At 59.5% G+C, this 26,411-nt stretch carries 23 protein-coding genes and 1 riboswitch; of the genes, 16 read left to right on the top strand and 7 right to left on the bottom strand.

Going from position 1 to position 26,411, the window contains the following annotated elements; translation table 11 throughout:
* Positions 1–38 precede the first annotated feature (38 nt).
* Positions 39–1,196 (top strand): M24 family metallopeptidase, encoded by a 1,158-nt coding sequence (locus tag CFBP5473_RS19985; protein ID WP_413228974.1) that lies wholly within the window; start codon positions 39–41, stop codon positions 1,194–1,196.
* A gap of 87 nt (positions 1,197–1,283) precedes the next feature.
* Entirely contained in the window at positions 1,284–2,621 is a 1,338-nt protein-coding gene (telA, locus tag CFBP5473_RS19980) for a telomere resolvase TelA (protein ID WP_027675203.1), read from the top strand.
* A 281-nt stretch (positions 2,622–2,902) separates the two neighbouring features.
* Here the strand turns inward: telA and CFBP5473_RS19975 are convergent, their stop codons facing one another.
* The 4 genes from CFBP5473_RS19975 to CFBP5473_RS19960 form a co-directional block, all read right to left on the bottom strand.
* Positions 2,903–4,504 carry an ABC transporter ATP-binding protein gene (locus tag CFBP5473_RS19975; RefSeq protein ID WP_027675204.1) on the bottom strand — a complete coding sequence of 534 codons (1,602 nt, stop codon included), beginning with the start codon at positions 4,502–4,504 and terminating at the stop codon, positions 2,903–2,905.
* Positions 4,497–5,432 carry an ABC transporter permease gene (locus tag CFBP5473_RS19970; protein WP_027675205.1) on the bottom strand — a complete coding sequence of 312 codons (936 nt, stop codon included), beginning with the start codon at positions 5,430–5,432 and terminating at the stop codon, positions 4,497–4,499. The genes CFBP5473_RS19975 and CFBP5473_RS19970 overlap by 8 nt, the downstream gene beginning before the upstream one ends.
* Before the next feature lie 4 nt (positions 5,433–5,436).
* Positions 5,437–6,351, bottom strand: coding sequence for an ABC transporter permease (locus CFBP5473_RS19965; RefSeq protein ID WP_027675206.1), 915 nt, complete (start codon positions 6,349–6,351; stop codon positions 5,437–5,439).
* Positions 6,352–6,419: 68 nt separating this feature from the next.
* Positions 6,420–7,928: an ABC transporter substrate-binding protein gene (locus tag CFBP5473_RS19960; protein WP_027675207.1), complete on the bottom strand. Its 1,509-nt coding sequence runs from the start codon at positions 7,926–7,928 to the stop codon at positions 6,420–6,422.
* A 290-nt stretch (positions 7,929–8,218) separates the two neighbouring features.
* Between CFBP5473_RS19960 and CFBP5473_RS19955 the strand changes: the two genes are divergently transcribed.
* The 10 genes from CFBP5473_RS19955 (at position 8,219) to thiD (ending at position 17,940) form a co-directional block, all read left to right on the top strand.
* Positions 8,219–9,391, top strand: a complete 1,173-nt coding sequence (locus CFBP5473_RS19955; protein WP_027675208.1) for a sialidase family protein — start codon at positions 8,219–8,221, stop codon at positions 9,389–9,391.
* Positions 9,388–10,347, top strand: a complete 960-nt coding sequence (gene pdxA / locus CFBP5473_RS19950) for a 4-hydroxythreonine-4-phosphate dehydrogenase PdxA (protein WP_027675209.1) — start codon at positions 9,388–9,390, stop codon at positions 10,345–10,347. Before CFBP5473_RS19955 ends, pdxA begins: the two co-directional genes overlap by 4 nt.
* Positions 10,340–11,254, top strand: coding sequence for a dihydrodipicolinate synthase family protein (locus tag CFBP5473_RS19945; RefSeq protein WP_027675210.1), 915 nt, complete (start codon positions 10,340–10,342; stop codon positions 11,252–11,254). The genes pdxA and CFBP5473_RS19945 overlap by 8 nt, the downstream gene beginning before the upstream one ends.
* An 11-nt stretch (positions 11,255–11,265) precedes the next feature.
* Positions 11,266–12,390: an iron-containing alcohol dehydrogenase gene (locus CFBP5473_RS19940; RefSeq protein ID WP_027675211.1), complete on the top strand. Its 1,125-nt coding sequence runs from the start codon at positions 11,266–11,268 to the stop codon at positions 12,388–12,390.
* Positions 12,391–12,584: 194 nt separating this feature from the next.
* On the top strand, positions 12,585–13,643 hold the full coding sequence (locus tag CFBP5473_RS19935; RefSeq protein WP_027675212.1) for a four-carbon acid sugar kinase family protein: 1,059 nt from the start codon (positions 12,585–12,587) through the stop codon (positions 13,641–13,643).
* Positions 13,631–14,368, top strand: coding sequence for a FadR/GntR family transcriptional regulator (locus tag CFBP5473_RS19930; protein ID WP_051441258.1), 738 nt, complete (start codon positions 13,631–13,633; stop codon positions 14,366–14,368). Before CFBP5473_RS19935 ends, CFBP5473_RS19930 begins: the two co-directional genes overlap by 13 nt.
* Positions 14,369–14,594: 226 nt before the next feature.
* Entirely contained in the window at positions 14,595–15,533 is a 939-nt protein-coding gene (locus CFBP5473_RS19925; RefSeq protein ID WP_037170934.1) for a LysR family transcriptional regulator, read from the top strand.
* Positions 15,534–15,590: 57 nt separating this feature from the next.
* Positions 15,591–15,693, top strand: a riboswitch (TPP riboswitch).
* A gap of 66 nt (positions 15,694–15,759) precedes the next feature.
* Positions 15,760–16,497, top strand: a complete 738-nt coding sequence (locus CFBP5473_RS19920; protein ID WP_027675213.1) for a hydroxyethylthiazole kinase — start codon at positions 15,760–15,762, stop codon at positions 16,495–16,497.
* Positions 16,484–17,143: a thiamine phosphate synthase gene (gene thiE, locus CFBP5473_RS19915; protein WP_027675214.1), complete on the top strand. Its 660-nt coding sequence runs from the start codon at positions 16,484–16,486 to the stop codon at positions 17,141–17,143. The genes CFBP5473_RS19920 and thiE overlap by 14 nt, the downstream gene beginning before the upstream one ends.
* Positions 17,140–17,940 carry a bifunctional hydroxymethylpyrimidine kinase/phosphomethylpyrimidine kinase gene (thiD, locus tag CFBP5473_RS19910; protein ID WP_027675215.1) on the top strand — a complete coding sequence of 267 codons (801 nt, stop codon included), beginning with the start codon at positions 17,140–17,142 and terminating at the stop codon, positions 17,938–17,940. The genes thiE and thiD overlap by 4 nt, the downstream gene beginning before the upstream one ends.
* Positions 17,941–17,944: 4 nt before the next feature.
* On the opposite strand, the gene CFBP5473_RS19905 is transcribed toward thiD, so the two are convergent.
* Positions 17,945–18,421, bottom strand: coding sequence for an Lrp/AsnC family transcriptional regulator (locus CFBP5473_RS19905; RefSeq protein WP_027675216.1), 477 nt, complete (start codon positions 18,419–18,421; stop codon positions 17,945–17,947).
* A gap of 127 nt (positions 18,422–18,548) precedes the next feature.
* Here CFBP5473_RS19905 and alr point away from each other — a divergent pair, with 127 nt between their 5' ends.
* From alr to CFBP5473_RS19890, 3 genes are all read left to right on the top strand, one after another.
* The gene (alr, locus tag CFBP5473_RS19900) at positions 18,549–19,715 is read left to right on the top strand and encodes an alanine racemase (protein ID WP_051441259.1); all 1,167 of its coding nucleotides are present in this window, start codon (positions 18,549–18,551) and stop codon (positions 19,713–19,715) included.
* Positions 19,716–19,722: 7 nt separating this feature from the next.
* Positions 19,723–20,979 carry a D-amino acid dehydrogenase gene (locus CFBP5473_RS19895; protein ID WP_027675217.1) on the top strand — a complete coding sequence of 419 codons (1,257 nt, stop codon included), beginning with the start codon at positions 19,723–19,725 and terminating at the stop codon, positions 20,977–20,979.
* A 137-nt stretch (positions 20,980–21,116) separates the two neighbouring features.
* Complete coding sequence (locus CFBP5473_RS19890) at positions 21,117–21,596, top strand: BA14K family protein (protein WP_027675218.1); 480 nt, start codon at positions 21,117–21,119, stop codon at positions 21,594–21,596.
* Between the two features lie 30 nt (positions 21,597–21,626).
* On the opposite strand, the gene CFBP5473_RS19885 is transcribed toward CFBP5473_RS19890, so the two are convergent.
* Together CFBP5473_RS19885 and CFBP5473_RS19880 are read right to left on the bottom strand one after the other, a co-directional pair.
* Complete coding sequence (locus CFBP5473_RS19885) at positions 21,627–22,988, bottom strand: sigma-54-dependent transcriptional regulator (RefSeq protein WP_027675219.1); 1,362 nt, start codon at positions 22,986–22,988, stop codon at positions 21,627–21,629.
* Between the two features lies 1 nt (position 22,989).
* A complete protein-coding gene (locus tag CFBP5473_RS19880) occupies positions 22,990–24,810 on the bottom strand; it encodes a sensor histidine kinase (RefSeq protein ID WP_027675220.1) in 1,821 nt (606 codons plus the stop codon).
* Positions 24,811–25,071: 261 nt separating this feature from the next.
* Between CFBP5473_RS19880 and CFBP5473_RS19875 the strand changes: the two genes are divergently transcribed.
* Complete coding sequence (locus tag CFBP5473_RS19875) at positions 25,072–26,406, top strand: dicarboxylate/amino acid:cation symporter (RefSeq protein ID WP_027675221.1); 1,335 nt, start codon at positions 25,072–25,074, stop codon at positions 26,404–26,406.
* Positions 26,407–26,411 lie beyond the last annotated feature (5 nt).

The raw sequence follows: 26,411 nt of genomic DNA, 5'->3' as shown, positions 1-26,411 counted from the left end.
AACCTCGCACCTTTGTATTGCTTCTCTCCGAGAAGCGAATGAAGGTATTCGACATGCATATCGGCAATAAACCAGCCCCGATCTCCAGTGCGGAACGCGAGGAGCGGATCACGCGTCTGCGCGACCGGATGCGGGAACAAAACATTGCCGCCGTGCTGCTCGGCTCCACGGAAAGCCTGCGCTATTTCACCGGGCTCGTCTGGCATCAAAGCGAGCGCCTGCTGGGCGCCTTGATCACGCCCTCTGCGCTGCATTACATCGTGCCCGGCTTTGAAAAGAGCCGTGTCGATACGCTTCCGCATATCGAGGGCGAGGTGCATCTGTGGCAGGAAGAGCAGAGCCCGGCAGCACTCGTCTCCTCGCTTGTCGGACGGAGCGGCTCCATTGCGCTGGATGAATCCCTGCCGCTGTTCATCTATCACAGCCTTGCTGCAAAGCTTGGACAGGAGCGGCTTGTCGATGGCGGCCCGCTCATCCGTAGCCTCAGAATCCAGAAATCCGCAGCCGAAATCGCCATCATTCAATATGCGATGAACCTGACGCTGGAAGTCCAGAAGCGCGCTCATGCCATGATGAAGCCCGGTGTGCAGGCGTCCGAGGTGGTGCGCTTCATCGACCAGCAGCATCGCGATCTCGGTGGCGAAGGCGGCTCCTCTTTCTGCATCGTGTCCTTCGGGCTGGCCACATCGCTGCCGCATGGGGCGGATGGCGACCAGACCTTGCAGGCAGGCGACGTCATTCTCGTCGATACCGGCACGCGGATCGATGGCTATCATTCCGACCTTACCCGCACCTATGTTCTGGATGAGCCGAACGCAGAATTTGCCCGCGCTTGGGCAATCGAGCGGCAGGCGCAGCAGGCGGTTTTCGATGCAGCACAGTTGGGTGCCCCCTGCGGCAGTCTGGACGATGCCGCGCGTGCCGTGTTTGCGCAGCATGGGTTGGGGCCGGATTACGATCTTCCCGGACTACCGCACCGCGCGGGCCATGGCCTCGGACTGGAAATCCACGAACATCCTTATATCGTGCGCGGTAACGATCTGCCCCTACGGGAAGGAATGTGTTTCTCCAACGAGCCGATGCTGGTTTACCCGCAGAAATTCGGGATTCGCCTCGAAGATCATATTTATATGAGCGCCAGCGGCGCGAACTGGTTCACCAGACCGGCGAAATCCCCGGTTGAACCCTTTGCCTGAGGCCTTCTGATACCACATTTTTGATTTTTTATTGCTTGCGTCTCAAGTATAGATTTTCTATCCCAAGATAGATTTAGGGAGAAATCGATGTCCGCCGTCGAAAGAAGAAAAACAAAAACGCCGATCCTGGTCGATCGCATTGCGGACTTCGTTGAGAAGATCAAATCAACGCAGAAGAAAGACGGCAGCTTCGATACGAAGAAGGTCGGACAACTTTGGGACGAAGAGGTCCGCTTCCACTTCGACAATGGCAGAACCGCCAAGACGCTTGAACTTTACATTGTAAAATACCGATATGCACTCAAAGATGCTTTCGGGCCGAAAACCACGCCTCTTGCCATCTGCAACATGAAGAAGCTGAAAGAACGGCTCGATACCTATATCAGCCGTGGCGAATATCCCCAGAAGGGGGTGGCCAACTCCATCGAGGAAAAGATCGAGCGGGCAGAGCAGAATACGGTCGGGCGCAAGCCGCGTTTCCTGCTGCGCGTTTCAGAATTCATTTCCGCCATGAACGGGGTCAATACCAAGGAAGACATGCAGGCGCTGTGGGACATGGAAATGGCCTCCATGGGCGACAAGGCGCAGGCGACCGTCATTTCCTACATCACCAAATATCGCAACGCCATCCGCGAGGCCTTTGGCGATCAGCATCCCATGCTGCGTATCGCAGCCGGAACGCCGCAGCTTTACGACGAGGCCCGCAGGGCCAAGTTGGCGAAGATTGCCACCAAGCACGGCTCGCTCATCACCTTCGAACACTACTCGGAGGTCATGCGCCGCTGTCGCCGTTATCTTCTTTCATCGGACCCGCTCACCATCGGCATTGGCCTCATCGGCACGACCGGGCGGCGCCCCTTCGAGGTGTTTACCCAAGCGGAGTTGAAGCCCGCGGCCTATGGAAAAGGCATCTCCAAATGGAGCGTTCTGTTCAACGGACAGGCCAAGACCAAGCAGGGCGAAGGCACCAAGTTCGGCGTGACCTATGAAATCCCGGTGCTGGAGCAGTCGCGCATCGTTCTCGACGCCTATCACCGCCTGCGCGAAAGTAGCGACGGCAAGCTCTGGCTCGGCATGAGCGTGGATGATTTCTCCTCCGACGCCCGCCTTCCCCTGCGCGATGCGATGATCGCGAAATTCGACGATGTCTGGCCGAAGGAAGAACCCCCGAAGCCCTATGGTCTGCGCCACCTCTACGCCGAAATCGCCTATCGCAATTTTGCACCATCCAGCGTGACCAAGAACAGCTATTTTGCCGCGATTCTGGGTCACAACAACAACGATCTTGAGACTTCGCTGTCTTACATGACCTATACGTTTCCTGAGGATGCGATAGAGTCGAAAGCCCGCGCGGAGCGGGTGGCAGATCGGACGATACGGCAAATGCTTAGCGTGAACCAGATACCGGGGATGGTTGGGGAGTAAGGTTTTTCTCTGGAGTCGCAGCAAGTGGCTGAACCCCTCACTTGCAATTTCTAACACTTAAGCAAAGCTTAAGGTGTTGAAATTGCTTTCTCTCCCACAGGGGGAGAGATAAACCCAGCCGCACCCTCACGGCTTTTTCCACGGTTAAGTGACATCGAAGCGGCGCGGTCTTTTCCTCTCCCCCTGTGGGAGAGGATAGAAAACCTCGACTTCGCAAAGCGAAGTCCTAGGTTTTCTTGGTGAGGGGTTTCGACACGCGTGAAACGGCCATGATGTAGTGACTAAGCCCTCACCTTCGCCGCCTGCACCCGCGGATCGGGATCAAGCCCCGCAGCCAACAGTCTCTGCGTATAATCCTTCTCCGGGCTTTCGAAAATCTGCCGCACCGTTCCCATTTCCACCACCGCGCCATTCTGCATAACCATCACATGGTCCGCGAAATCCCGCACCACCGGCAAATCATGCGCGATGAAGATGAAGGCGATGCCGAGTTCGCGGCGAAGTTTGTCGAGCAGTGCGATGACCTGCGCCTGAATGGAAACATCGAGCGCCGAGACGGCTTCGTCGCAGACGATCAGTTGCGGTTCCAGCGCCAGAGCACGGGCAATGGCAATTCGCTGGCGCTGGCCGCCGGAGAACTGGTGCGGGTAGCGCTGGGCGTGGGAGGGCGAGAGGCCGACCTGCGTCAGCAGCTCATCCACCCTCGCCCGCCATTTGGCCTTGGGCAGAATTTCGGGATGGATGACCCATGCCTCCGAGATCAGCTGGAAGACCGACATGCGTGGGTTGAGCGATTGCGTCGGGTCCTGAAACACCATCTGCATCTGGCGGCGCAGCGCGTAGAGTTCCTTCGGCGGCATGGTCAGTAGATCACGGCCTTTCCAGAAGGCCTCACCGGAATCGGATGGCTCCAGCCGCAGCAGGGTTCTGGCGAGAGTGGATTTTCCCGAGCCGCTTTCCCCGACGATAGCAAGCGTTTCGCCCGGCATCAGATCGAAATTCACGCCCTTCAGCGCCTTGAAGGCACCATAGGATTTTTCGAGATTTTGAACGCGCAGCAGCGGTTCGCCCTTGGCATCCGGCTGGTGCATCTCGCCTTTGCCGGGTGCTGCGGAAATCAGCTTCAGAGTATAGGGGTGCTTGGGGTTGTGATAAACCTCATCCGGCGTGCCGTATTCGACGATCTCGCCGGAATTCATCACCACCACGCGATCCGCTATTTCCGCCACCACGCCCAGATCGTGGGTGATGAGCAGCAGGCCCATGCCGGTTTCCTTCTGCAACTCTCCCAGCAGCTTAAGAACTTCGGCCTGAACGGTGACGTCGAGCGCGGTCGTCGGTTCGTCGGCGATGACGATATCCGGCTTCATGGCAAGCGCCATGGCAATCATGATGCGCTGGCGCTGGCCGCCGGAGAACTGGTGCGGATACTTGTCCATGGCCGCTTCCGGCGATGGCAGGCCGACGCGGGTGAAAAGCTCTATGGCGCGTTTGCGGGCCGCATCCGCCTGCACACCATGCACCGTCATGACTTCGATGATCTGCCAGCCGACCGTGTAGACCGGGCTCAGATGGCTGAGCGGATCCTGAAAGATCATGGCGATGCGCTTGCCGTTGATGGAGCGGCGCTCTTCATTGCTCATGGTCAGCAGGTTCTGGCCGGAAAACAGCACTTGCCCGCTGGTGATTTCACCGGGCGGCATATCGATGAGATTCATGATGGCAGACGCCGAAACCGATTTGCCCGAACCGCTTTCGCCGAGGATGGCGAGCGTTTCGCCGCGATCCAGATGCCAGCTGATATTCCTGACGGCTTTGACGATGCCGCCGGCGGTGTGGAACTGGACGGAGAGATCGCGGACTTCCAGCAGATGATCAGCCATTCTTCTTTCCTCCGATTTCCAGTCTCCAGCGCTGAACAGGGTCGAGCGCGATACGCATCCAGTTGGACAGAAGGTTGAGCGAGAGCGTGGTGAGAATGATTGCCAGACCCGGCCAGAAAGCCAGCCACCAGGCATTCGTCAGGTACTGCTTGCCCTGCGCCACCATCAGGCCCCAGGTGATTTCCGGCGGCTGAATGCCGATGCCGAGGAAGGACAGCGAGGATTCCGCCAGCATGACGAAGGCGAAATCGAGCGTTGCAATCGTGACCAGCGTCGGAATGACCATCGGCAGGATGTGGCGGAAGACGATGCGCATGGACGATGCGCCCATGACTTCCGCTGCCTGCACGAACATGCGCTGACGGATTTCCAGCACCTCGGCACGCGTCGTGCGCAGGTAGATCGGGATGCGGGTGATGGCGAGAACGATGATGATGTTCCCCACCGACGGCGCCAGCATATAAAGGACGATAACGGCAAGCAGCAGCGACGGGAAGGACATGATGACGTCCGCCAGACGCATGATGATGTTCGACACGCGCTGCGAGGCGTAACCAGCTACCAGCCCCAGAAGCGAACCCATGATGGCCGAGCAGACAACGGCACCGGCGGCAATCATCATCGTGTTTTGGGCCGCAACCACGATGCGGGCAAGAAGCGAGCGGCCCAGCGCATCTGCGCCAAGCACGAACATCCAGCCATTGGCAAGGCTGAACGGCGCCATGTTGCGCGCCCGCAGGTTCATGGCGGTTGCTGAATCGTTCAGGAGCATCGGCCCGAAGAGTGCGCAGAACACGGCAAAGATCAGAAACAGCGTGGCGACGAAGGCGAACTTGTCCCGCCACAACATGCCGAGAATAACGGCAAAGCGGCTGCGCTCTTTGGCTTCGACGGTTTCAATCTGTGGAATTGTACTGGTCATGGTCATGGCCTCACGTCCGCAGGCGAGGATCGAGCGCCGCATAGGCAAGGTCGATCAGCAGGTTCATGATGAAGATGGCGATAGCAGTCACCATGATCGCCGCGAGAATGACGTTGAAATCTCGCTGGAGAATGGAATCGATCATGAGCTTGCCGACGCCGGGGAAGCCGAAAATGGTTTCCACCACCACGGCACCGTTGAGCATGGCAGCGGCCTGATCGCCAATCACGGTGATGACCGGCAGCATGGCATTGCGCAGCGTGTGAACGAAGATGATGGCGCGGTTGCCGACACCCTTGGCGCGCGCCGTCTTCACATAGGCCGAGCCGAAGGCGGTGAGCATCGAGCCGCGAACGATTTGCAGGATAAGGCCGAAGGGGCGGATGAAGAGAACCGCAATCGGCAAAATCCAGTGCCAGATGGTGCCGGTGCCAGATGTGGGAACCCAGCCGAGCGTGACGGAGAAGACGACGATGCCGACGATGGCGATCCAGAAATCCGGCGCGGATGCGCCGATCAGCGACACCAGCGACACGAAGCGATCGAACAGGCCGCCGGGGCGGAAAGCTGCGAGAGAACCGATGACGATGGCGGCGACAGTGACGAGTGAGATGGTGATCAGCGCCAGTTGCAGCGTCCAGGTAAAGGCTTCCAACACGACATCGATGGCGGGACGCGCCTTGCGCAGCGAGTCACCGAAATCCAGATGCAGCACATCCCAGACGTAACGACCGAATTGCTCGATCAGCGGATCGTTCAGACCGTGAAGTTCGCGGAACTTGTCCAGCATCTCTTGGCTGGCGTCGATCGGCAGGAACAGAGCCGCCGGATCGCCGGTGAGCCTTGAGAGGAAGAACACGATAACGATAAGCGCAACCAGCGAGAACAGGCTCGATATGATCCGCTTGTAAATCTTCTTTCCCATCGAACTTTCTCCGGTGATGGAGAAAAGGCGGAACTGAGCCCGCCTTTTCCGATTGGCGTTGGGTTGGATTACTTGAAGCTGATTTCAGACAGCTGCAAGGAAGAGTTCGTGGCAATGGTCGGCTTGAACTCGATGCGTGGGTTGACGCGGGCAAAACCAACCATGTGGAACATCAGGACATCCGCAACCTCGTCATTGTAGAGATAGGCGATGAGCTTCTGCCAGTCCTTGGTGCGCTGCTCGCCGGTGGCAGCACTTGCATCCGCAATCATCTTGTCCACTTCCGGGTTGGCGATGCCGGACTGACGGCCCTTGCTGTCATATTTGAAGTACATGGAGAAGACAGGGTCGCCACGGGAGTTATCGTGCTGGGCAGCGACGAGCTGCGGACCACGATTTTCCGGATATGGCTTGGAATACTGCTTCTCGAATTCCGCCACTTCATACATCTGAAGCTTGGTCTTGAAACCGACGGCTTCGAACATCTGCTGGGCGGCTTCCAGAACTTCGACGACATTCGGGAAGTTATTGGTGCGTCCGACGATGGTGATTGGCGTATCCACCGGCACGCCATCGGCCTTGGCTTCCTCGAGCAGCTTCTTTGCGCCTTCAGGATCGAACGGCATCGGCTTTACATCCGGGTTCCAGCCAAGCGTGCTGGGCGGAACCATGGCAACGGCCTTCACTGCGCCCTTTGGCAGCAGCGTGCCGATGAAGGCATCGCGATCCAGCGCCATGTTCAGCGCCTTGCGAACGCGCACGTCATCCAGCGGCTTGATGGAGGTGTCGACGCGCATGTAGAAGGTTTCGGAATTCAGATAGCTGAAATCGATCTTCGCATCCGTCGCATCCAGCTCGGAAATATTCGGCGCAAGATCCGCCTCGCCTGCCTTGACCATCGCCGCACGAACGGCTGGATCGGCACGGAAGACATAGGTTGCCTTGGTGACATCGGGAGCCTTGCCCCAATAATCGTCGCGGCGCTCCAGCGTGATGTTCTGGCCAGCCTTCCATTCGGTCAGCTTGTAAGGGCCGGTGCCGATTGGGTTGCGGGTGAATTCCAGCGGCGTTTCCGAGGGAACGATGGTGACGAGCGTCATCAGCAGCGGCAGGATCGGCTGCGCCGGGTCTGCGGTAATGTCGATGGTGTTATCATCAACAACATTGGCGGAAATCTTGGTATCGCCGAAATAGCGCGGCGTTTCGCAGGAGAGCTTGCTGCTCATGGCGCGTTCGATGGAGTGCTTCACATCGCCCGCATCGAAAGCGGAGCCATCGGAGAACTTTGCGCCCTTGCGCAGATGGAAGCGCCATGTGCCGGGCTTGGATTCTTCCCACTTCTCGGCCAGACGCGGCTGAAGACCTTTGTTGTTGCGAACGTCGAGCTCGGTCAGCGTTTCCGACACATTCTGAAGAATGATGCGACCGATATTGGAGCGCGTAGCCATGCATGGCTCCACGAGGTCCACTTCCTCGTCCAGAACGATGGTGACGCCTTTGCCAGCGCCCTGCGCATAGCTTGGCGTTACCGCAGACGCAGCCAGCAGCGCGCCGATGAGCAGTCTTGTACCCTTCATGACTTCCTCCCTGATGAACAGCGCCCGCACCCTTTCAAGGCCCGAGGTACCGCTGCCGATGCTCCTCACATTGACTGGACGTAAACTTGAACCGGCCTCATCAATTTGTCAACTTAATATCTTCTTTACAGAAATTTCTTATCGTTTTAATTTCATAATATATTGTTTTCATTATTTTATTTTGACTTCATCTGCCAGAACCATAAGGTAATTTGCATCAATCCAACTTGACAACATTTGTTTACAAGCGGATTATCGCCACCAACAAGGCACGCGATGGGAGGAAATTCATGACGCCGGACGAGATAGCTGCAAAGATGGATGGGCATCTTTTTGCGGCAGGCCAGGGACGTAAGGAAGCCTTTCTCCCCTCCCCCAAAATCCAGAATCATGCGGCGTTTCTAAGCTTCCTGCCGGGCGGCGAATTGGCCTGCGCCTGGTTCGGTGGAACGCTGGAAGGCAAGTCCGATATTTCCATTCACATCTCGACGCTGGCGGATGGCGCAGACACATGGTCGAGGGCACACCTTGCCAGCCATGACGGGGAACGTTCCGAACAGAACCCGATGATCTATGTGAAGCCGGATGGAAACATCCTGCTTTTCCACACCGCGCAGCCTTCCGGCAATCAGGATGAGAGCCGCGTGATGATGCACGATCTCTCCGCGACGAACGGTGAAATCACATCCGGCCCTGCTCGCGATATCGGACTAGCAAACGGCACCTTCATCCGGGCCACCATCGTGCGCCGCGATGACGGCGCGTGGATGTTGCCGCTCTTTCTCTGCAACCCACGCCCCGGCGCGAAGTGGACCGGCACGCATGATACGGCGGCTGTCGCCGTCAGCACCGACAAAGGCAAGACCTGGGCCGTGACCGATGTGCCGGATAGTTTCGGCTGCGTACACATGACCATCGTGTCCCTGGGCGGACAGGACATGGCCGCCTTCTTCCGCCGCCGCCAGTCGGATTTCGTCTATCGAACCGAAAGCCGCGATGGTGGGCGCAGCTGGTCCGTACCGCAGGCAACGGATGTTCCCAACAACAACTCTTCCATCGCCGCCATTCGCCTTGCCGATGGCCGCGTGGCGCTGCTGTGCAACCCCGTTTCCGCCGCCACATCCGATGCGCGCCGCGAGTCTCTTTACGACGAGCTTGGCGAAGACGACCATCGCCCGAATGCGGAAGGCGGCATCACGCCGATCTGGGGCGTGCCGCGCGCGCCGGTAACGCTCTGCATTTCCTCAGATGGCGGCAAGAGCTTCCCGCAGCGGCGCATCGTGGAAGACGGTCCCGGCACCTGCCTTTCGAACAATTCGGTCGATGGCCGCAACAAGGAAATGTCTTACCCGGCGCTACTGGAAGGCAAGGACGGCACGCTGCACCTTGCCTACACCTATTACCGACGCGCCATCAAATACGTGCAGCTTGAAAAAGGCTGGATCGACGGAGAAAACGCATGAGCGATATCGTTGGCATCACCATGGGCGACCCGGCTGGCGTCGGCCCGGAAATCACCATCAAGGCCCTGACCGAAATGAGCGCCGAGGACCGGGCCAACACCCGCGTTTTCGGCAACCTCAAGCAGCTTGAGGCCGCCAAGACGGCACTCGGTTCCGACCTCGACCTGACGGGTCTTGTCGAAGACATCGAGATCGAAGGTGCGCCGGTTGCATGGGGCAAGCTCAGTTCGGTCTCGGGCGATGCCTCCTTCCGCTTCATCGACAGCGCCGTGAAGGCGGCGAGCGCAGGCAAGATCGGCTGCATCGTCACGGCCCCGATCAACAAGGAAGCGCTGAATTCCGCGGGCCACCATTATGATGGCCACACCGGCATGCTGACATCGTTGACCGGCTCCAAATCCGCTTTCATGCTGCTGGCATCCGAGCGCCTCAAGGTCATCCATGTCTCGACCCACGTAGCATTGAAGGATGCGATCACCCGCGCCAGGCCGGAGCGTATTCTGGCGACCATTCGCGCTGGCAACAATCATCTGAAACGCATCGGTTACGACAAGCCGAAGATTGCGGTGGCGGGCATCAATCCGCATTGCGGCGAAAACGGTCTGTTCGGCACTGAGGATGATGAGTTCGTCGCACCCGCCGTTGCGAAAGCACGCGCCGAGGGCATCGATGTCTATGGCCCGATTTCCGCCGATACGGTATATCACCGCGCCTATCAGGGCGGGTTCGATCTCGTCATCGCGCAGTATCACGATCAGGGCCATATCCCGATCAAGCTCGTGGCCTTCGACACCGCCGTCAACGTGTCCGTCGGCCTGCCCATCGACCGCACCTCGGTCGATCACGGCACCGCCTTCGACATTGCCGGAACCGGCAAGGCCAACCACGTCAACATGAATGCGGCCATCGCCTATGCCCGCAAGCTGATTGCAGGAAAGAAGAAGAACAATGGCTAATGCATTCGATATCAGCGGCGTCTATTCCGCCGCAACGACAGCAATCGCGGAAGACGGCACGCCGGATTTCCGCCTGTTCACTGCCCATTGCAAGGCGCTGATCGAAGAGGGCTGCGATGGCGTGGCGCTTCTCGGCACGACGGGCGAGGCCAATTCCTTCGGCCTCAAGCAGCGCATGGACATTCTGGAAAAGGCGATTGCAGGCGGCGTGCCCGCAGCAAAGCTTCTGCCCGGCACGGCGCAGACGGCTGTTTCCGACACCATCGAACTCACTCGCCATGCGGTGGAAGCAGGCGTTCCCGCCGTCGTTCTGCTGCCGCCCTTCTATTACAAGGGCGTGAGCGCCGAGGGCATCTACCGCGCCTATGCCAAGGTGATCGAAGGGGTGAAGGATAATCGCCTCAAGGTCATCCTCTACCATATTCCGCAGGTTTCCGGCGTCGCCATTCCGCATGATGTGATTGCACGTCTGCGCAAGAATTTCCCCGGCGTGGTCGTCGGCATCAAGGATAGCTCCGGCGATCTGGACAATATGAAGGCCATGGTTGCCGCCTTCCCCGGCTTCGGCGTTCTGGCCGGTGCCGACCCGGTGCTGCTGCCGCTGTTGCAGGTGGGTGGCGCTGGCTGCATCACCGCAAGTTCCAACCTCGTTGCATCAGATCTTCGCATCGTCTTCGACAACTGGAACGTCGCGGGCAAGGAAGATGTCGTGAAGGCCGCGCAGGACCGCATCGTCGCTTGGCGTGAACTGACCAATTCCTATGTGCAGCTTCCAACCGTGAAAGCCATGGTGGCGAAGCGTCGCGGCGATAATGGCTGGCTGCGCGTGCACCCGCCACTGGTGGAGCTATCCGAGGCGGAACGCGAAACCGTCTGGGCGCGCATGGATGCGCTGGAACAGCAGTAAGGAGCAGGATCATGGATGCCATGGCACGGCCAATAACACTGCATCAGCCGAAGCGACTGGAAATCGGCGCGGGCGCTTCTTCCAAGCTTGGAGAATGGGCCGCAGGCACCAAGCGCGTGCTGGTGATCGCCACCGAACACACGGTCGGCTTCGTCGACCGGCTGAAGCTATCCGGCGATATCGAGGTCTTCTCGAACACTCCGCCGGAGCCGGATGACAAGGCGCTGGATGCGGCCCTGGCAACGGCGCGGGCGCTGAAACCCGAACTGGTCGTCGGCCTCGGCGGCGGCTCGGTGCTGGATGTGGCCAAGCTCGTTGCAGCCTTGTGGGATGGCAACCAGTCTCTGGATCATGTCGTCGGCCCCAACAAGGTGGCTGGCAGACGCACCGCGCTGGCGCAGGTCGCGACGACTGCAGGTACTGGTTCCGAAGCCGGTATCCGCGCGCTGATTACCGATAGCGCAACGCATTCGAAAAAGGCAGTGGAAAGCCCGCATCTGCTGGCAGATATCGCCATTCTCGACCCTGAACTGACATGGTCCGTTCCGCCGGCGGTAACGGCTGCAACCGGTATCGACGCCATGGCCCATTGCGTCGAAGCCTTCACCAACATCAACGCCCACGACCTGATCGATGGTTACGCCCGCATGGGCATCCGCCTCGTCGGCAAATATCTGGCCCGTGCTGTGGAAAACGGCAAGGATACCGAAGCGCGCGCGGGCATGATGCTCGCCTCCTATTACGGCGGCATCTGCCTCGGCCCGGTCAATACGGCAGCGGGCCATGCGCTGGCCTACCCGCTCGGAACCCGGCTGGGCCTTCCCCACGGCCTGGCAAACGCCATCATCTTCCCGCACGTGCTGGCCTTCAACGTGCCTGCCCGCGCAGAGAAGACCGCAGAAGTGCTCGAAGCGCTCGGTCTTGCGGTCGCGAAAGACCCGGAAGGTGTGCTCGATGCTGCCTATGGCTTCTGCAAGGCACTCGGCGTGGAGATGCGGCTTTCGGCGCATAAGGCGCAGGAAGCGGACCTTTCAGACTGGGCAACGGAGGCCCACGCCATCCGGCGGCTGATGAACAATAACCCGCGGGATATGTCGGTGGAGGACGTGCTGGGGGTTTATCGGGCGGCTTATTGAGAGGACGCGGTTTGGCGGGTGGCGCTCCCGCCCACCGCCGTCATGCTCGGGCTTGACCCGAGCATCCACCGACGTCTCGCCACCCGCAACGTGGATGGATCCTCGGGTCAAGCCCGAGGATGACGCAAGAGGGGAGGTCAATGCGAGAGCCGGGACCTCCCTATCGCGACATCGATACAAGGAATGAAACAGGAATGAGCAGGCATTTCGACAGGCTTTTGATCGTGGCGGATGATCTGACGGGCGCGCTGGATACGGCAGCGCCTTTTGCCGCTGCAGGAAAGAAAGTCACCGTCGTTGCCGATCAACGCTTCATTGCGGAAGCCATCGAAAGCGATGCCGCCGTCATAACCGTCACCACGCGAAGCCGTGAAATTCCGGCGGGTGAGGCAGCGCAACGGGTCGCAGCCGTTAAAGCCGCACTCAAACCCGGCATCCGGCTGTTCAAGAAGGTCGATTCCCGGCTGAAAGGCAATCTTGAGGAGGAGCTCGAGGCGCTGGGATTCGAGCGCGCGGTGGTGCTGCCCGGCATTCCGGAATTCGGGCGCATTGTGCGCAACGGCATGATCGAAGGATTCGGGGTGGCGGCCCCGATTTCGATTGCGGAGAAGCTTGGACGGCTGGCGGCGCGATGCCGTTTTCCGGACACGACAACGCCAGAGGAAATGCGGGCAGTGGCTGACGGCATTCAGCCGGATGAGCTGTTGGTCGGCGCGCTGTCGCTGGCAAAAGCCATTGCGGGGGGTGCCTCTACGGAGGCCCAGCCAATTTCCTATCCCACACACCGCGTCGTCATGGCGGTGGGTTCGCGCGACCCGATCACGCTGGAGCAGGTGTCGAAGCTTCGCGCCAGATATCCCGACCTTGCCTATCATGCCGCACCCAATGGGGTGATTTCTTCCAGTCAAACCCGGCAGGAAAATGCGGCAATCACGCTGTTGCAGGCGGTGCCCGCAGAAACGGAAGTCGCGGCAACTCAAGCTGCGGCGGCACTTTCCGCTTCCCTGGCAACCATGGTGCGGCAGGGTGACACCGTTCTGCTCTCCGGCGGGGCGACGGCGGAGGCCTATTTCGACGCGCAGGGCATTCATCTGCTGCGTTTCGTTGGCGAAGCAATGCCCGGCCTACCCGTTGCTGAAATGAATGGCACCTTCTACATTACCAAATCAGGCGGCTTCGGAGCGGAGGACACACTCGTCCGGCTGGCCGAGGCTGTAACAGGTGGAGAGGCTGAGAAAACATGGGGGCGATAGAACAGGTTTCTCATCGCAAGAGTTTGAGCGACGTCGTTTACGAACGGCTTCAGCATGCCATCAAGTCCGGCGCGTACAAGAATGACGAGCGCCTGCCGACGGAGCACGATCTTGCCGCCGAATTCGAAGTTTCCCGCCCCATTGTGCGCGATGCGCTGAAAAAGCTGCGCGACAAGGGCCTTGTCTATTCGCGGCAGGGTGCGGGCAGCTTCGTGCGCAGCATCGGCGTCAAGCAGGCGCTAGGCTTCAGCCCGCTGGAAAATATTGCCGATCTGCAGAACTGTTACGAATTTCGCATGACGGTGGAGCCGGAAGCAGCAGCCTGCGCGGCGGAGCGTTATGGCGAGGCGGAACTTGCCCTGATCAGCCGCGCGCTGGCTTCGCTGAAAGAAGCGACCAACCGTCAGCGGCACCGGGAAGATGCCGATTTCCAGTTTCATCTGGCAATCGCCAAGGCTTCCGGCAATACCTATTTCTCCACCGCCATGGAAGCGCTGAAGGATCATATTGCCGTCGGCATGCAGTTTCACGGGCTTTCGCTGAAGAATTCGATGCTTGGTCTTCGCCATGTCTATGACGAACACGCCGCCATTTACGAGGCGATCAAGAACCGCGATTGCGAGCTTTCCCGCCGGTTGATGCGCCAGCATCTCAACGGTTCGCGCGCGCGCCTATTCGAAGGCAAGAAGCCGGAACTGGCCGATCAGGAAAACGCGCAGTTGTGAAAATATAGCGCTTGCCACTGGAAGCGCCATCACCTACCACATTGAAAGGCCCTCGCGGTTTGGGTCTACGGGTGGGCAAATTATTTCACTTCCATACGGGCAAAACCCCTGAAACGTCCATTTCAGGTGATAAGAGCGTTTCCTTGTCGAATGGAAAGGCTCCAAGGTTTTGTTGAAGCCGCCGAAACATATGGTCGACTGAGACCGTGCCACCCAAGGCCTGAAAATGATTGAGAAATATCTGGATACCCGGCAGCTTGAAGCATTCGTTGCGGTGGTATCCATCGGAAGCATGACGGGCGCGGCAAAGGCTTTGGGCAAATCCCAGCCGGTCGTCAGCCGCCTCATCCAAGACCTCGAGCAGGATATCGGTTTCACCCTTCTGCACCGCAACGGACCGCGCATTGCGCCGACCGAGCAGGGCATTGCTTTCTTCTCGCAGGCCGAGCTTTTTCTTGGCGGGTTGCGCACGATCAGCGAAAGCGCAAGGCGGATCGATGATGCCGATACGCGGCCCATCGAAATCATGGCGGTGCCAGCCCTGGCCGCAAGCCTCGTGCCCACGGCACTCGCAAAGCTGCCAGAGCCTCTGTTTCCAAACCAGGTGCATGTGCGCAGCATCGCGTCCGAAAATGTCGTTCAGGCCGTGGTGGCGCGCACGGCGGATGTGGGCCTTGCAAGCCTTCCGCTGGATAATCCCGGTATAGACGTGCACTGGATCGGCGAAGTGCCCTGCGTTGCCATCGTTAGGCAGGATGATCCGCTGGCGCAGAATGACGTCATAACCCCGCTCGACCTTGCCCGCCGCCGCATCATCGCGCCTGCCAATCCCTACCGGTTGCGCATGCAGATCGAGCAGGCTTTCAGCGAGCAGGGCATAGAGTTGTACGGCATTGTCGATAGCAACGCGACCTATGTGTCCATGTCGCTTGCCCGCGCCGGGCTTGGGGTCGCCGTGGTCGAATCGATCACCGTCAGCGGGCTGCCGGTAAAAGACCTTGCCGTGCTGCCGCTTTCCTTCCACGTGCCCTTCCAATGGGGCGTGATCACCGCACTCGGCAGACCGGCGCGCACGACGATCGATCACCTGATCGATGCACTGGAAGAAAGCGCCCGGTCGCTGCCGGGCTTCCGCAAGCAGGCGGGACAGGCCGTCACTGCCTGAAGGCAATCGACGCTTCATGTGAAGCATTGACACATCTGCAAAAAAGCGACAGTTTCCGCTCATTCCGAGGGGAGCATCGAACGATGCTGAGATGGCGGTGAGCCGAACTCTTGAACCTGATCCGGGTTATGCCGGCGTAGGAACGGAACGGTCGCCGCTGCTGGCAAAGCTTTTCTTTTCTCCGCTCGAATGTGCCCTGATCTCAGCGTCTGGAGGCGATTGAGACATGTCGAGTTTTCCCACCGCTCAAACGGCGGCAGATCTTCTGGCGCGTGTGCGGGAGCGACGTCCGCGCGTTCATTGCCTGATGAATACGGTGGTGCAGAAGTTTACTGCAGACGGTATTACCGCCGTGGGCGGCATTCCTTCCATGACCTCTTCGGAAGAAGAGATCGAAAGTTTTGTTCGCAAGACAGACGCGCTGACGATCAATCTTGGCACGCTGGATGCTGAACGGCGCAAGGTTATCCGCATGGCGGTCTCGATTGCCAATGGGGAAGGCAAGCCGTGGATCGTGGACCCCGTTCATTGCGATTATTCGCCTTCTCGGCTGGATTTCACCCATGAGCTGGCGCAACTCAACCCATCCATCATGCGTGGAAATGCTGCCGAAATGGCCGTGATCGGCGATGTAGGCACGGCGCTTCGTATCCAGACAGGGGCTGTGGATCGTTTAAGCGATACAACCCGCAAAATCCGCATCGTCAACGGCCACTCCCTTATGGCGAAAGTAACGGGAACCGGGTGCCTTTCCGGTGGCGTGATTGCCGCCTTCATGGCGGTGGAAAACGACGTGATGCTGGCGGCTGCCGCAGCACTGACCGTGACCGGCGTTTCGGCTGAGATTGCAGCCCGGCATGCGCGCGGGCCGGGCAGTTTCGAAGCAGCGTTTCTGGATGCGCTCTTCAACCTTAACGGCAACGACATTCTCTCCCATGCAAGGATTGAACATGACGAAGATTGATTATCGGCTGAACGCGCTCGTTGATGCGTCGCTTGCAGATATTGCGCCTCTGCCGGAGCTTGCAGCCATTGCCGCGCGCCATGGCGCGACGATTATCCAGTACCGTGACAAGCACGCTTCCACCCGGCGCATGATCGAGCAGGCGAGGCTGATTGCGCAGGCTCTAAAAGGGACCGGCGTACCACTGGTGATCAATGACCGCGTGGATGTGGCTTTGGCTGCGGGCGCAGATGGCGTGCATCTGGGGGCAGATGACATAGAGACTGAGATGGCAAGACGGCTTTTGGGTGCCGAAGCCATCATAGGCCTGACGGTGAAATCGATGGCGGATGCTGAGCGCGTGGCTGAAACCTCTGCGGATTACGCCTGCATTGGTGGCGTGTTCGAGACCACATCCAAGGTCAATCCCGACCGCCCGGTCGGGCTGGAGGGGCTGAAGGAACTGCGAGATTTTCTAAGTCACAAGCGGCCCGACACGCCGGTTGGGGCCATTGCCGGGATCACGCTGGAACGTGTTCCTTCCATCATCGCCGCCGGAGCCGATGGTGTGGCGCTGATTTCCGCACTGTTCCGCGCGGAAAATATTGCTGCCGCGACCGAGGAATTTCGCCGGGCGGTAGATAAGGGTCTTGGAGCGCGCGCATGACGGCCATTGCATTGACCATTGCCGGTTCCGACAGCGGCGGCGGCGCCGGAGTACAGGCGGATATCAAGACCTTTTCGGCACTCGGCGTTTATGCATCGAGCGTGATTACGGCCATTACCGCGCAGAACACGAAGGGCGTGACCGCAGTCGAAGATGTATCTGCCGAAGTGATCGCAGCGCAGATGGACGCGGTCTTTTCCGATCTCGATATCAGGGCCGTGAAGATCGGCATGGTATCGCGCATCGATACGATCCGCATCATTGCAGAGCGGCTTAGCGGACAATCGCAGCCGGTGGTTCTCGATCCCGTCATGGTGGCGACATCCGGCGACCGGCTGTTGCGAGAGGAAGCGGTGGAAACGCTGCGCGCAGAACTGCTGCCACAGGCGCTGCTTGCAACGCCTAACCTTCCCGAAGCCGCGCTACTGACCGGCAGCCAAATCGCTGGTGACCGCAAGGCGACGATAAAGCAGGCCGAGCAAATTCTTGCGCTTGGAGCCCGCGCCGTGCTGATCAAGGGCGGGCATGGAAGCGGGCCGGAAAGCACCGATCTTCTTCTCGACGGGACGAGCGTGCAGGAGTTTTCCATGCCGCGCATCGAAACCACGAACGACCACGGAACAGGCTGCACGCTTGCCGCAGCGATTACCGCCCACCTGGCACTTGGGCTGGCTCTGCCGGATGCGATTGGCCTTGCCAAGGAATATCTCCAGGGCGCACTGGCCGCCGGGCGCAATATCCAGATCGGCAAAGGGCGCGGCCCCGTGCACCATTTTTATCGCTGGTGGAATGCTTAGAGTTTCAGGGCTTTCGCTCCGCCACCTTCAGCTTGCCGCCAGCGAGCGCGTTTCTGATGGCGAAGCTGGAGTGAATGCGCGAGACGCCCGGTAGCTTGGACAATATGTCCTTGTGCACCCGCTCGAAATCTCCCGCCGTCTCCACCTCGACGCGCAGGTGATAATCGGAACCGCCGGTCATCAGATAGCATTCCCGCACCTCGGGATAACGCCGCACGGCGTTTTCGAAGCGGTTGAGAAAATCTTCCGTCTGCCGGTCCAGTGTGATCTGCACGATGACGGAGATCATCTCGTCGCCCGCGGCACTTCCGGTGATGGCGGTATAGCCGCGAATGACGCCTTCCCGCTCCAGAATATCCACGCGCCGCAGGCAGGCGGATGGCGAAAGACCAACCTCTGCGGCAAGCTTGGCATTGCTCATGCGCGCATTGAGCCGCAGCAGGCGGATGATGTGGCGATCCGTAGCGTCCAGAGACGACATAATTTCATTCCGTTTCGTTGCATAAAATTGCGCATTCCTGCGATTAGTCGCATGAAATTCCATTCAATCTGCAAAAATTCGATCATCGTTGCAATAGCTTATTCGGATAAGAATAAAGGGAACGACGATGGACATGACAATCAGCCATCAGAAGGCCAAAGGCGGCGCAAGCGGCTATCTGACAATCGATTTGAGCGCCTTGCGCGACAATTATCTGGCGCTGGCAGCACAGGCTCCCGCAGCCGTGACGAGCGCGGTGGTCAAGGCCGGTGCCTATGGGCTGGGCGCAGATATCGTGGCGCCTGTTCTTTATGACGCGGGCTGCCGCCATTTCTTCGTGGCGCATATCGATGAAGCGATTTCGCTTCGCCTTCACATTGGCGCGGATGCAAAGATTTTCGTGCTGAACGGACTGCAGCCCGGCAATGAAACCTCCTGTGCTGGGCTGAACATCGTTCCTGTCCTCAATTCGCTGGAGCAGGTGGCGCAATGGTCTGCGCAGGCGACAACGCTTGGAAGAACCCTGCCTGCCGCGCTTCAGATCGATACTGGCATGTCGCGGCTTGGCCTTGCGCCTTACGAGCTGGAAGAGCTTTACGCCTGCCCCGCGCTGCTGAACGGCATAGAGCTGGCCTACATTATGAGCCATCTGGCCTGCGCCGATGAGCCGGACCATGAGGCCAATGGATCGCAGCTTGGCGTGATGCGCAAATCGGCTGAGATGTTTCCCAATGTGCCCGTCAGCTTTGCCAATTCCGGCGGCGTTTTTCTGGGTGCGGATTACCACAACAGCCTGATGCGCCCCGGCGTTGCGCTTTATGGCGGCGCACCCTCCAGCGCCCGTCCCAATCCGATGAAGCCCGTGGTGGCGCTGAACGTTGCCGTGGTGCAGACGCGGACGGTGCCAGCGGGTAGCTTTGTCGGCTACGGCGCTTCCCTGCGGACAAGCGGGGAAACACGGCTTGCGACCATCGCTGCGGGTTACGCGGACGGAATTCCGCGTTCGCTCAGCAACCGGGGGGCTGCCTATTACAATGGCATCAGGCTTCCAATAGCCGGGCGTGTCTCGATGGACAGCATGACGCTTGATATTTCCGCGCTGCCGGAAGGTACGCTGAAGCATGGCAGTCTGGTCGAGATCATCGGCCCGAACCAGCCGCTGGAAGCGATTGCCGAGGATGCGGGAACGATTGCCTATGAAATCCTGACGCGGCTCGGCCAACGCTATCGCCGCACCTATATTCAGCCAGGGCAACACATTGCCGCTGGGCAAGACACCAAGACAGACAAGTGAGACCAGCATGAAGATCACCATTCTCGGAGCAGGTGTCGTGGGTGTGACGTCCGCCTGGTATCTTGCCAAGGCTGGCCACAGCGTCACCGTTATCGACCGTCAACCCGCTGCGGCATTGGAAACCAGCTTTGCCAATGCGGGCGAGGTTTCGCCCGGTTACTCCTCCCCCTGGGCGGCACCGGGCATTCCGATGAAGGCGCTGAAATGGCTGTTTATGCAGCATGCGCCGCTCATCATCCGCCCCACCGCCGATCCTGCGGCGTGGCGCTGGATGGCGCAGATGCTGAGCAATTGCACGGCTGCGCGCTATAATGTGAACAAGAGCCGCATGGTGCGGGTGGCCGAATATAGCCGCGACTGCCTGATGGCACTGCGCGACGAAACCGGCATCCAGTACGATCAGCGCACGCAGGGCACGCTGGAAGTGTTTCGCACGCAAAAGCAGTTCGATGGCATCGGCAAGGACGTGGAAGTCCTCAAAGCAGGTGGCGTGCGTTATGAGATTCTGGACCGGGACGGCTGCGTGGCCGCCGAACCGGGCCTTGCCTCCGCGCGGGACAAGATCGTTGGCGGTTTGCGCCTGCCGGGCGACGAGACGGGCGACTGCTTCATGTTTACCTCCGAGCTTGCAAAGCTGGCCGAACAGGCGGGCGTGACCTTCCTCTACGACACCGGCATCATGCGCCCGATTACCGAGGGAACCCGCATCAAGGCCATCGAGACGACGAAGGGCCTGATCGAGGCGGATGTGTTCATCGGTGCGCTGGGTAGCTACACGCCGCATTTCCTCAAGCACCTTGGCATCGACCTGCCGGTCTATCCGGTGAAGGGCTATTCTATCACCGTGCCTGTGGTTAACGAGGCGAAGGCGCCGGTTTCGACCGTGATGGACGAAGCACACAAGGTTGCGATTACCCGGCTGGGCGACCGCATCCGCGTTGGCGGCATGGCGGAGATTGCGGGCTTCAACAAGGACCTGCCCGCCAAGCGGCAGGCGACGCTGACCCATTCCGTCGAAGACCTGTTCGGCGGCGCGGGAGATCAGGCGCAGGCAAAATTCTGGTGCGGCCTGCGCCCGATGACGCCGGATGGTACGCCGGTCATCGGCGCAACGCGCTACGGCAATCTTTATCTCAACACCGGCCACGGCACGCTTGGCTGGACCATGGCCTGCGGTTCGGCCCGCGTGCTGGCGGATCTCGTTTCCGGCAACAGGCCGGAGATCGAGACTGCCGATCTGGCGATTAGCCGTTACGCAGCATAAAAAAGTAACGCAAAGGCGGGTTTCTTCTGCCTTCGCTTTGCCTTAATTTATTCAGCGACCGTTCAGCCATCGCCGCATATTTTCTTAACCATCAGATAGCAACTGGCAGCGAACTGCCGATTTGATGGATAACGAACATGGCCTCGATTGCAGCAAAATCTCTTCTGGCTCTTGCAGTCTCTGCAACCGTCCTTGCCCCTTTGAACACGGCGTCCGCCGATGAATGGCGTCACCGCAACCGCGATGCGGCCCTGATCGGCGGCGTGCTTGGTCTTGCTGCGGGTGTTGCCGTTGGCTCGGCACTTTCCCAGCCCCGCTACGAGGAAGAGCCGGTTTACGTCGATCCGCCGGTGCGCCGTTATCAGACCTACCAGCCGTCCTACAGCTATGACGACCCGGATTACCGCACCTACCAGCCGGCACCGCGCCCGGTCTATCGCGCGCAGCCGGTTTACGAAGCTCGACCCGTTTATCAGGCCCGCCCGGCTTACCGCACACTCGAGCCATGGTCTGAAGCCTGGTACGATTACTGCTCGCAGCGTTACCGCAGCTTCAATGCCCGTAGCGGTACGTTTATCGGCAATGATGGCCGGAGCCATTTCTGCGTATCGAGCTGATAGACGAAATGAAACAGACAGCCGCTCGGCTCATGCTCCCTTGGGAACATAGTCGGAGCGGCTGATATTATGGCGTTGCAGCTTGTCGTAAAAAGTCTTGCGGGCAATGCCGAGTGTCGCGATGGTGTTGGCGACATCGCCCTCGTGCTTTTCCAATGCCTCGCGAATAATATCGGCCTCGGTGCGATCCATTCGTTCCGCAAGCGTGCCCGCGACAGCGGGACCGGAGACGGAAACGGGTGCCGTGGAAGGCCCGGCCTCAAGCCCCAACACCACACGCTCGGCAAAATGCCCGAGTTCGCGCACATTGCCCGGCCAGTCATGATCGTTGAGATGGCGGGAAATGCTTGCGCCGATCTGCGGCACCGGCATTCCGAACCGGCTGGACGCCTTGTTGACGAAGTGCGAAAACAGAAGCGGAATATCCGCCCGACGCTCTCTCAATGGCGGAATCGAGAGTGTCACCACGTTCAGGCGGTAATAGAGGTCTTCGCGAAAATCCTTGCGCTGCTCCGGGTCTCCAAGATCGACCTTGGCGGCAGCGACGACGCGAATATCGACGGGGCGCTCCTCATTGGAGCCGACAGGCGAGACTTCACGCATTTCCAGCACGCGCAGCATTTTTACCTGCACGGCAGGCGGCATGCTTTCGATTTCATCGAGAAACAACGTGCCGCCGCTGGAATGTTCTATGCGCCCGATGCGCTTCTTCTGCGCGCCGGTGAAGGCACCCGCCTCGTGGCCGAAAAGCTCGCTTTCGATCACGGTTTCCGGCAGCGCGCCACAATTCAGGGCAACGAAATTTGCCGCTGAGCGGCGCTTGCTCCAGCGGTGTAGCGCTGTCGCCACCACTTCCTTGCCGCTGCCGGTTTCGCCCGCCACCAGCACATCCACATCCGTATCGGCAATGTGGCGCAGCGTGTTGCGCAGCCGTTCCATGGCGGGCGTCTGGCCAAGCAGGGGCAAATCATCCTGCGCATGTTCGGCTGCACGCCGAAGCGCACGGTTTTCCATGATAAGCTTGCGCTTTTCCAAGGCACGGCGTGCGCTTTCCACCATGCGTTCAGCGGGAAATGGCTTGGCGATGAAATCGTAAGCGCCGCTCTGAAGTGCCGCGACGGCCATTGGAACATCGCCATGCCCGGTGATGAGGATGACGGGCAGATCGGCATCGATCTTGCGCACGCGCTCGAAAAACTGAAGACCGTCCATGCCCGGCATACGGACATCGGTAATGATGACACCGTCGAAATCCTGCTCCAGCGCTTCCAACGCAAGCTCGGCCTTCGGGAACGCCGTTACCGTCATGCCCTCCAGCTCCAGCGTTTGGCGCATGGCCTTGCGCAGCTGCGAGTCGTCATCCACCAGAAAGATCGTTCCGCTCGTCGTCATCTCATGCTCGCTTCAAATAAACGGAAAAACAGGTGCCGCTCTCGCCGGTTTCCACTTCGATGCGCCCACCGTAATCGGAAGCAATATCGCTGGAAATGACGAGGCCGAGGCCAAGGCCGCCTTCCTTGGACGTATTGAACGGCGAGAAAAGCTGCTCGTGAATATGCCCGGCAATGCCCGGCCCGTTGTCGCGAACCGTCAGCACCACCTCTTCGCCTTCTTCGCGGGTGCGAACCTCGACGCGCCCGTCATCCCTGTCTTCCACCGCTTCCAGCGCGTTTTGAAGAAGGTTGATGGCGATCTGTTCCAGACGGATGCGGCTGCCCAGCACCTTCACAGTCTCGTCCGGAAGCTGGATATCCAGCATATCCATGCGGCCTGAAAAGCGGCTGCGGAGTAGCACCACGCCGCCTTCGATGACGAGGCGAATGCTGACGGGCTCCGCCGCAGTGCGGCCCTTGCGGGCAAGTATCTTCAAATCGCTGGTGATGACGCCGATGCGTTCGGTCAGTGCGGCGATGCTTTCGAGGTTCTCATCCGCCTCGGGAACACGCTTTCGCTTCAGGAAGGTACGGGCATTGTCAGCAAAGGCGCGGATGGTGGCGACGGGCTGGTTGATCTCATGCGCAACACCGGCGGCAACCTGACCCAGAATGGAAAGACGGTTGGCCTGCACCAGTTCGTGCTGCACGCTCTGCAATTCCTTGCCCGTCTGTTCGTGACGCAGGATTTCTGCCTGAAGCCGGTCGCGCGCCATGGTCAGGTCGCGCGTGCGCTCCTGAACCCGGCGCTCCAGCTCCGCACGATCCTGTTCGGATGCCGCACGCGCCTGCTCAGCCTTCTGGCGACGGCGCAGCCAGATTGCAGAAAGAGCAAAAAGCGGCATGAGGCTGGCCGCCGCAATGATGCGACTTTCGCGCACGGCTGCATTCGTCGTGGCCTCCATCGGCTGAAGATAATGCAGGAACCACTCCGTCGTCGCTACCGGCAATTCAAGGCGCAGATATTCGCCACGCAGCGTTGGCGGCGCGTTGACATCCACCAGCGTCACCTGCGGCCCGGGCCGCGAGAGCGTGATGACGGGCATGGGCGACAGCGTTTCCTCGCCGAATTGCAGGCTTTCCGAAATCGTCTTTCGCCGCGCATCATTGATCGGCGCAACCGTTTTGAACCGCCATTCCGGGATACTGGTCATCAAAACCACGCCGTTGGCATCCACGATATAAACGGGGCGTCCGCCGATGTTCCAATCGGTCTCGAGCCGGTTGAACTCCACCTTGGCAATGACGACGCCGAGCGGGCTGCCATCTGCGCCATCGACCCGGCGGGAGATGTAGAGGCCGGGCCTGCGGCTGACATTGCCCAGAGCGTAATGCTCCGCCCTGCCCGTTTCCATGGCCCGGCGGAAGTAATCACGAAAGGCATAATTGGAGCCGACGAAACTTTCCGGGGTGCGCCAGTTGCTCGACGCAATCGTCACGCCATCGACATTCGTGACATAGATGACGGAGGCCTGCGTGCCTTCGATAAGGCCTTCCAGCTTTCCATCCAGCCTTTCGACCGAAGTTCCGCCATTTTGCAGCGCTTCGGTCACGTCCCGGTCTCGCGAGAGGACAAGCGGCAGGACGCGCGGGCGCTCCAGCGCCACGTTGAGTAGCGCCGACTTCAATTCAGCATCCGTGGAGGCGTTGCTCAGGAGCGTCTTCATCGCCTGAACGCGCCCAAGCTTATCCGCAGCGACGAATGCGCCGATGGCGATGATGACCCACATGACGGCAAATGCCGCCCAGCGGAAACGGGAACTCTCGATAAAACCGGTCATGGTTGTCGCTCTGGAAGACTGGAGCCATTGTGCGGAATTCCACACAAATAACAAGTAGAGGCGAGCGGATATTCACACGGAATTGAAGGTTCCGTTACGGCAATCAAAAATTTCTTCAATATTATCATTGCCTTGCTTCAATCGCGACAATCTGGCACGCTGCTTGCAATTACCTTCCTCGAACGGTCACTGACCGCGCAGAGTGTTTACGTCGAACCCGGGAGGCCATCAGGGCAGGGTTGCGACCGAGGAGGAACCAACATGATTGATAGTACAGCCGTGGCGGAAAGCCACGCGAAACTGCCGTTCTATCGGCACCTCTATTTTCAGGTCATCGTTGCCATTTTCGCGGGTATCGCGCTTGGCCACTTCTACCCGGCGCTTGGCGAACAGCTGAAGCCGCTGGGTGATGGCTTCATCCGTCTCGTCAAGATGATCATCGCCCCTGTGATCTTCCTCACTGTCGCGACCGGCATTGCCGGTATGAACGACATGAAGAAGGTTGGCCGCGTTGCGGGCAAGGCCATGATCTACTTCCTGACCTTCTCCACGCTGGCGCTCGTCGTCGGCATGATCGTCGCCAACGTCGTTCAGCCGGGCGCCGGCATGAACATCGACCCGGCATCGCTGGATACCAAGGCCGTGGCCACCTATGCCGCCAAGGCGCATGAGCAGTCCATCACCGGCTTCCTGATGAACATCATTCCGACGACCATCGTCGGTGCGTTTGCGGAAGGCGATATTCTTCAGGTCCTGTTCTTCTCCGTGCTGTTCGGTATTTCGCTCGGCATCGTCGGAGATCGTGGCAAGCCTGTCGTCGATTTCATGCATGCGCTGATGTATCCGATCTTCAAGCTGGTCGCGATCCTGATGAAGGCCGCCCCGATCGGCGCTTTCGGTGCCATGGCGTTCACCATCGGCAAATACGGCATCTCGTCCGTTACCAACCTCGCCATGCTGATCGGCACGTTCTACTTCACGTCGATCTTCTTCGTGCTCGTCATTCTGGGCGCGGTCTGCCGCTATAACGGCTTCTCGATCCTTTCGCTGATCCGTTACATCAAGGAAGAACTGCTGCTGGTTCTCGGTACGTCTTCTTCGGAAGCCGCACTTCCGGGCCTGATGAGCAAGATGGAAAAGGCGGGCTGCAAGCGCTCCGTCGTCGGTCTCGTCATCCCCACCGGCTATTCCTTCAACCTCGACGGCACCAACATCTACATGACGCTGGCAGCTCTCTTCATCGCACAGGCAACGGGTATTCACCTGTCCTTCGGTGAACAGATCCTGCTGCTGCTCGTGGCGATGCTGAGCTCCAAGGGTGCGGCAGGCATTACCGGCGCTGGCTTCATCACGCTGGCGGCCACGCTCTCCGTCGTGCCTTCCGTGCCTGTTGCCGGCATGGCGCTGATCCTCGGCATCGACCGCTTCATGTCGGAATGCCGCGCGCTGACCAACTTCGTTGGCAATGCGGTTGCAACCATAGTCGTTGCCCGCTGGGAAGGCGAACTCGACCAGGCACAGCTGGCAGCCGTGCTGAAAGGCGAGACAATCGAGGGCGACATCGTTTCCACCCCGGCGGCACAGCCCGCAGAATAAGGTCT

The sequence above is a fragment of the Agrobacterium larrymoorei genome (genome assembly GCF_005145045.1).
GTDB lineage: Bacteria > Pseudomonadota > Alphaproteobacteria > Rhizobiales > Rhizobiaceae > Agrobacterium > Agrobacterium larrymoorei.
This window is presented reverse-complemented; position numbering and strand designations above follow the sequence as displayed.

Bases quoted from the DNA above. Each gene is read 5' to 3' on its own strand.
- CFBP5473_RS19985 (WP_413228974.1), top strand. From the start codon at position 39: ATGAAGGTATTCGACATGCATATCGGCAATAAACCAGCCCCGATCTCC.
- telA (WP_027675203.1), top strand. From the start codon at position 1,284: ATGTCCGCCGTCGAAAGAAGAAAAACAAAAACGCCGATCCTGGTCGAT.
- CFBP5473_RS19975 (WP_027675204.1), bottom strand. From the start codon at position 4,504: ATGGCTGATCATCTGCTGGAAGTCCGCGATCTCTCCGTCCAGTTCCAC.
- CFBP5473_RS19970 (WP_027675205.1), bottom strand. From the start codon at position 5,432: ATGACCATGACCAGTACAATTCCACAGATTGAAACCGTCGAAGCCAAA.
- CFBP5473_RS19965 (WP_027675206.1), bottom strand. From the start codon at position 6,351: ATGGGAAAGAAGATTTACAAGCGGATCATATCGAGCCTGTTCTCGCTG.
- CFBP5473_RS19960 (WP_027675207.1), bottom strand. From the start codon at position 7,928: ATGAAGGGTACAAGACTGCTCATCGGCGCGCTGCTGGCTGCGTCTGCG.
- CFBP5473_RS19955 (WP_027675208.1), top strand. From the start codon at position 8,219: ATGACGCCGGACGAGATAGCTGCAAAGATGGATGGGCATCTTTTTGCG.
- pdxA (WP_027675209.1), top strand. From the start codon at position 9,388: ATGAGCGATATCGTTGGCATCACCATGGGCGACCCGGCTGGCGTCGGC.
- CFBP5473_RS19945 (WP_027675210.1), top strand. From the start codon at position 10,340: ATGGCTAATGCATTCGATATCAGCGGCGTCTATTCCGCCGCAACGACA.
- CFBP5473_RS19940 (WP_027675211.1), top strand. From the start codon at position 11,266: ATGGATGCCATGGCACGGCCAATAACACTGCATCAGCCGAAGCGACTG.
- CFBP5473_RS19935 (WP_027675212.1), top strand. From the start codon at position 12,585: ATGAGCAGGCATTTCGACAGGCTTTTGATCGTGGCGGATGATCTGACG.
- CFBP5473_RS19930 (WP_051441258.1), top strand. From the start codon at position 13,631: ATGGGGGCGATAGAACAGGTTTCTCATCGCAAGAGTTTGAGCGACGTC.
- CFBP5473_RS19925 (WP_037170934.1), top strand. From the start codon at position 14,595: ATGATTGAGAAATATCTGGATACCCGGCAGCTTGAAGCATTCGTTGCG.
- CFBP5473_RS19920 (WP_027675213.1), top strand. From the start codon at position 15,760: ATGTCGAGTTTTCCCACCGCTCAAACGGCGGCAGATCTTCTGGCGCGT.
- thiE (WP_027675214.1), top strand. From the start codon at position 16,484: ATGACGAAGATTGATTATCGGCTGAACGCGCTCGTTGATGCGTCGCTT.
- thiD (WP_027675215.1), top strand. From the start codon at position 17,140: ATGACGGCCATTGCATTGACCATTGCCGGTTCCGACAGCGGCGGCGGC.
- CFBP5473_RS19905 (WP_027675216.1), bottom strand. From the start codon at position 18,421: ATGTCGTCTCTGGACGCTACGGATCGCCACATCATCCGCCTGCTGCGG.
- alr (WP_051441259.1), top strand. From the start codon at position 18,549: ATGGACATGACAATCAGCCATCAGAAGGCCAAAGGCGGCGCAAGCGGC.
- CFBP5473_RS19895 (WP_027675217.1), top strand. From the start codon at position 19,723: ATGAAGATCACCATTCTCGGAGCAGGTGTCGTGGGTGTGACGTCCGCC.
- CFBP5473_RS19890 (WP_027675218.1), top strand. From the start codon at position 21,117: ATGGCCTCGATTGCAGCAAAATCTCTTCTGGCTCTTGCAGTCTCTGCA.
- CFBP5473_RS19885 (WP_027675219.1), bottom strand. From the start codon at position 22,988: ATGACGACGAGCGGAACGATCTTTCTGGTGGATGACGACTCGCAGCTG.
- CFBP5473_RS19880 (WP_027675220.1), bottom strand. From the start codon at position 24,810: ATGACCGGTTTTATCGAGAGTTCCCGTTTCCGCTGGGCGGCATTTGCC.
- CFBP5473_RS19875 (WP_027675221.1), top strand. From the start codon at position 25,072: ATGATTGATAGTACAGCCGTGGCGGAAAGCCACGCGAAACTGCCGTTC.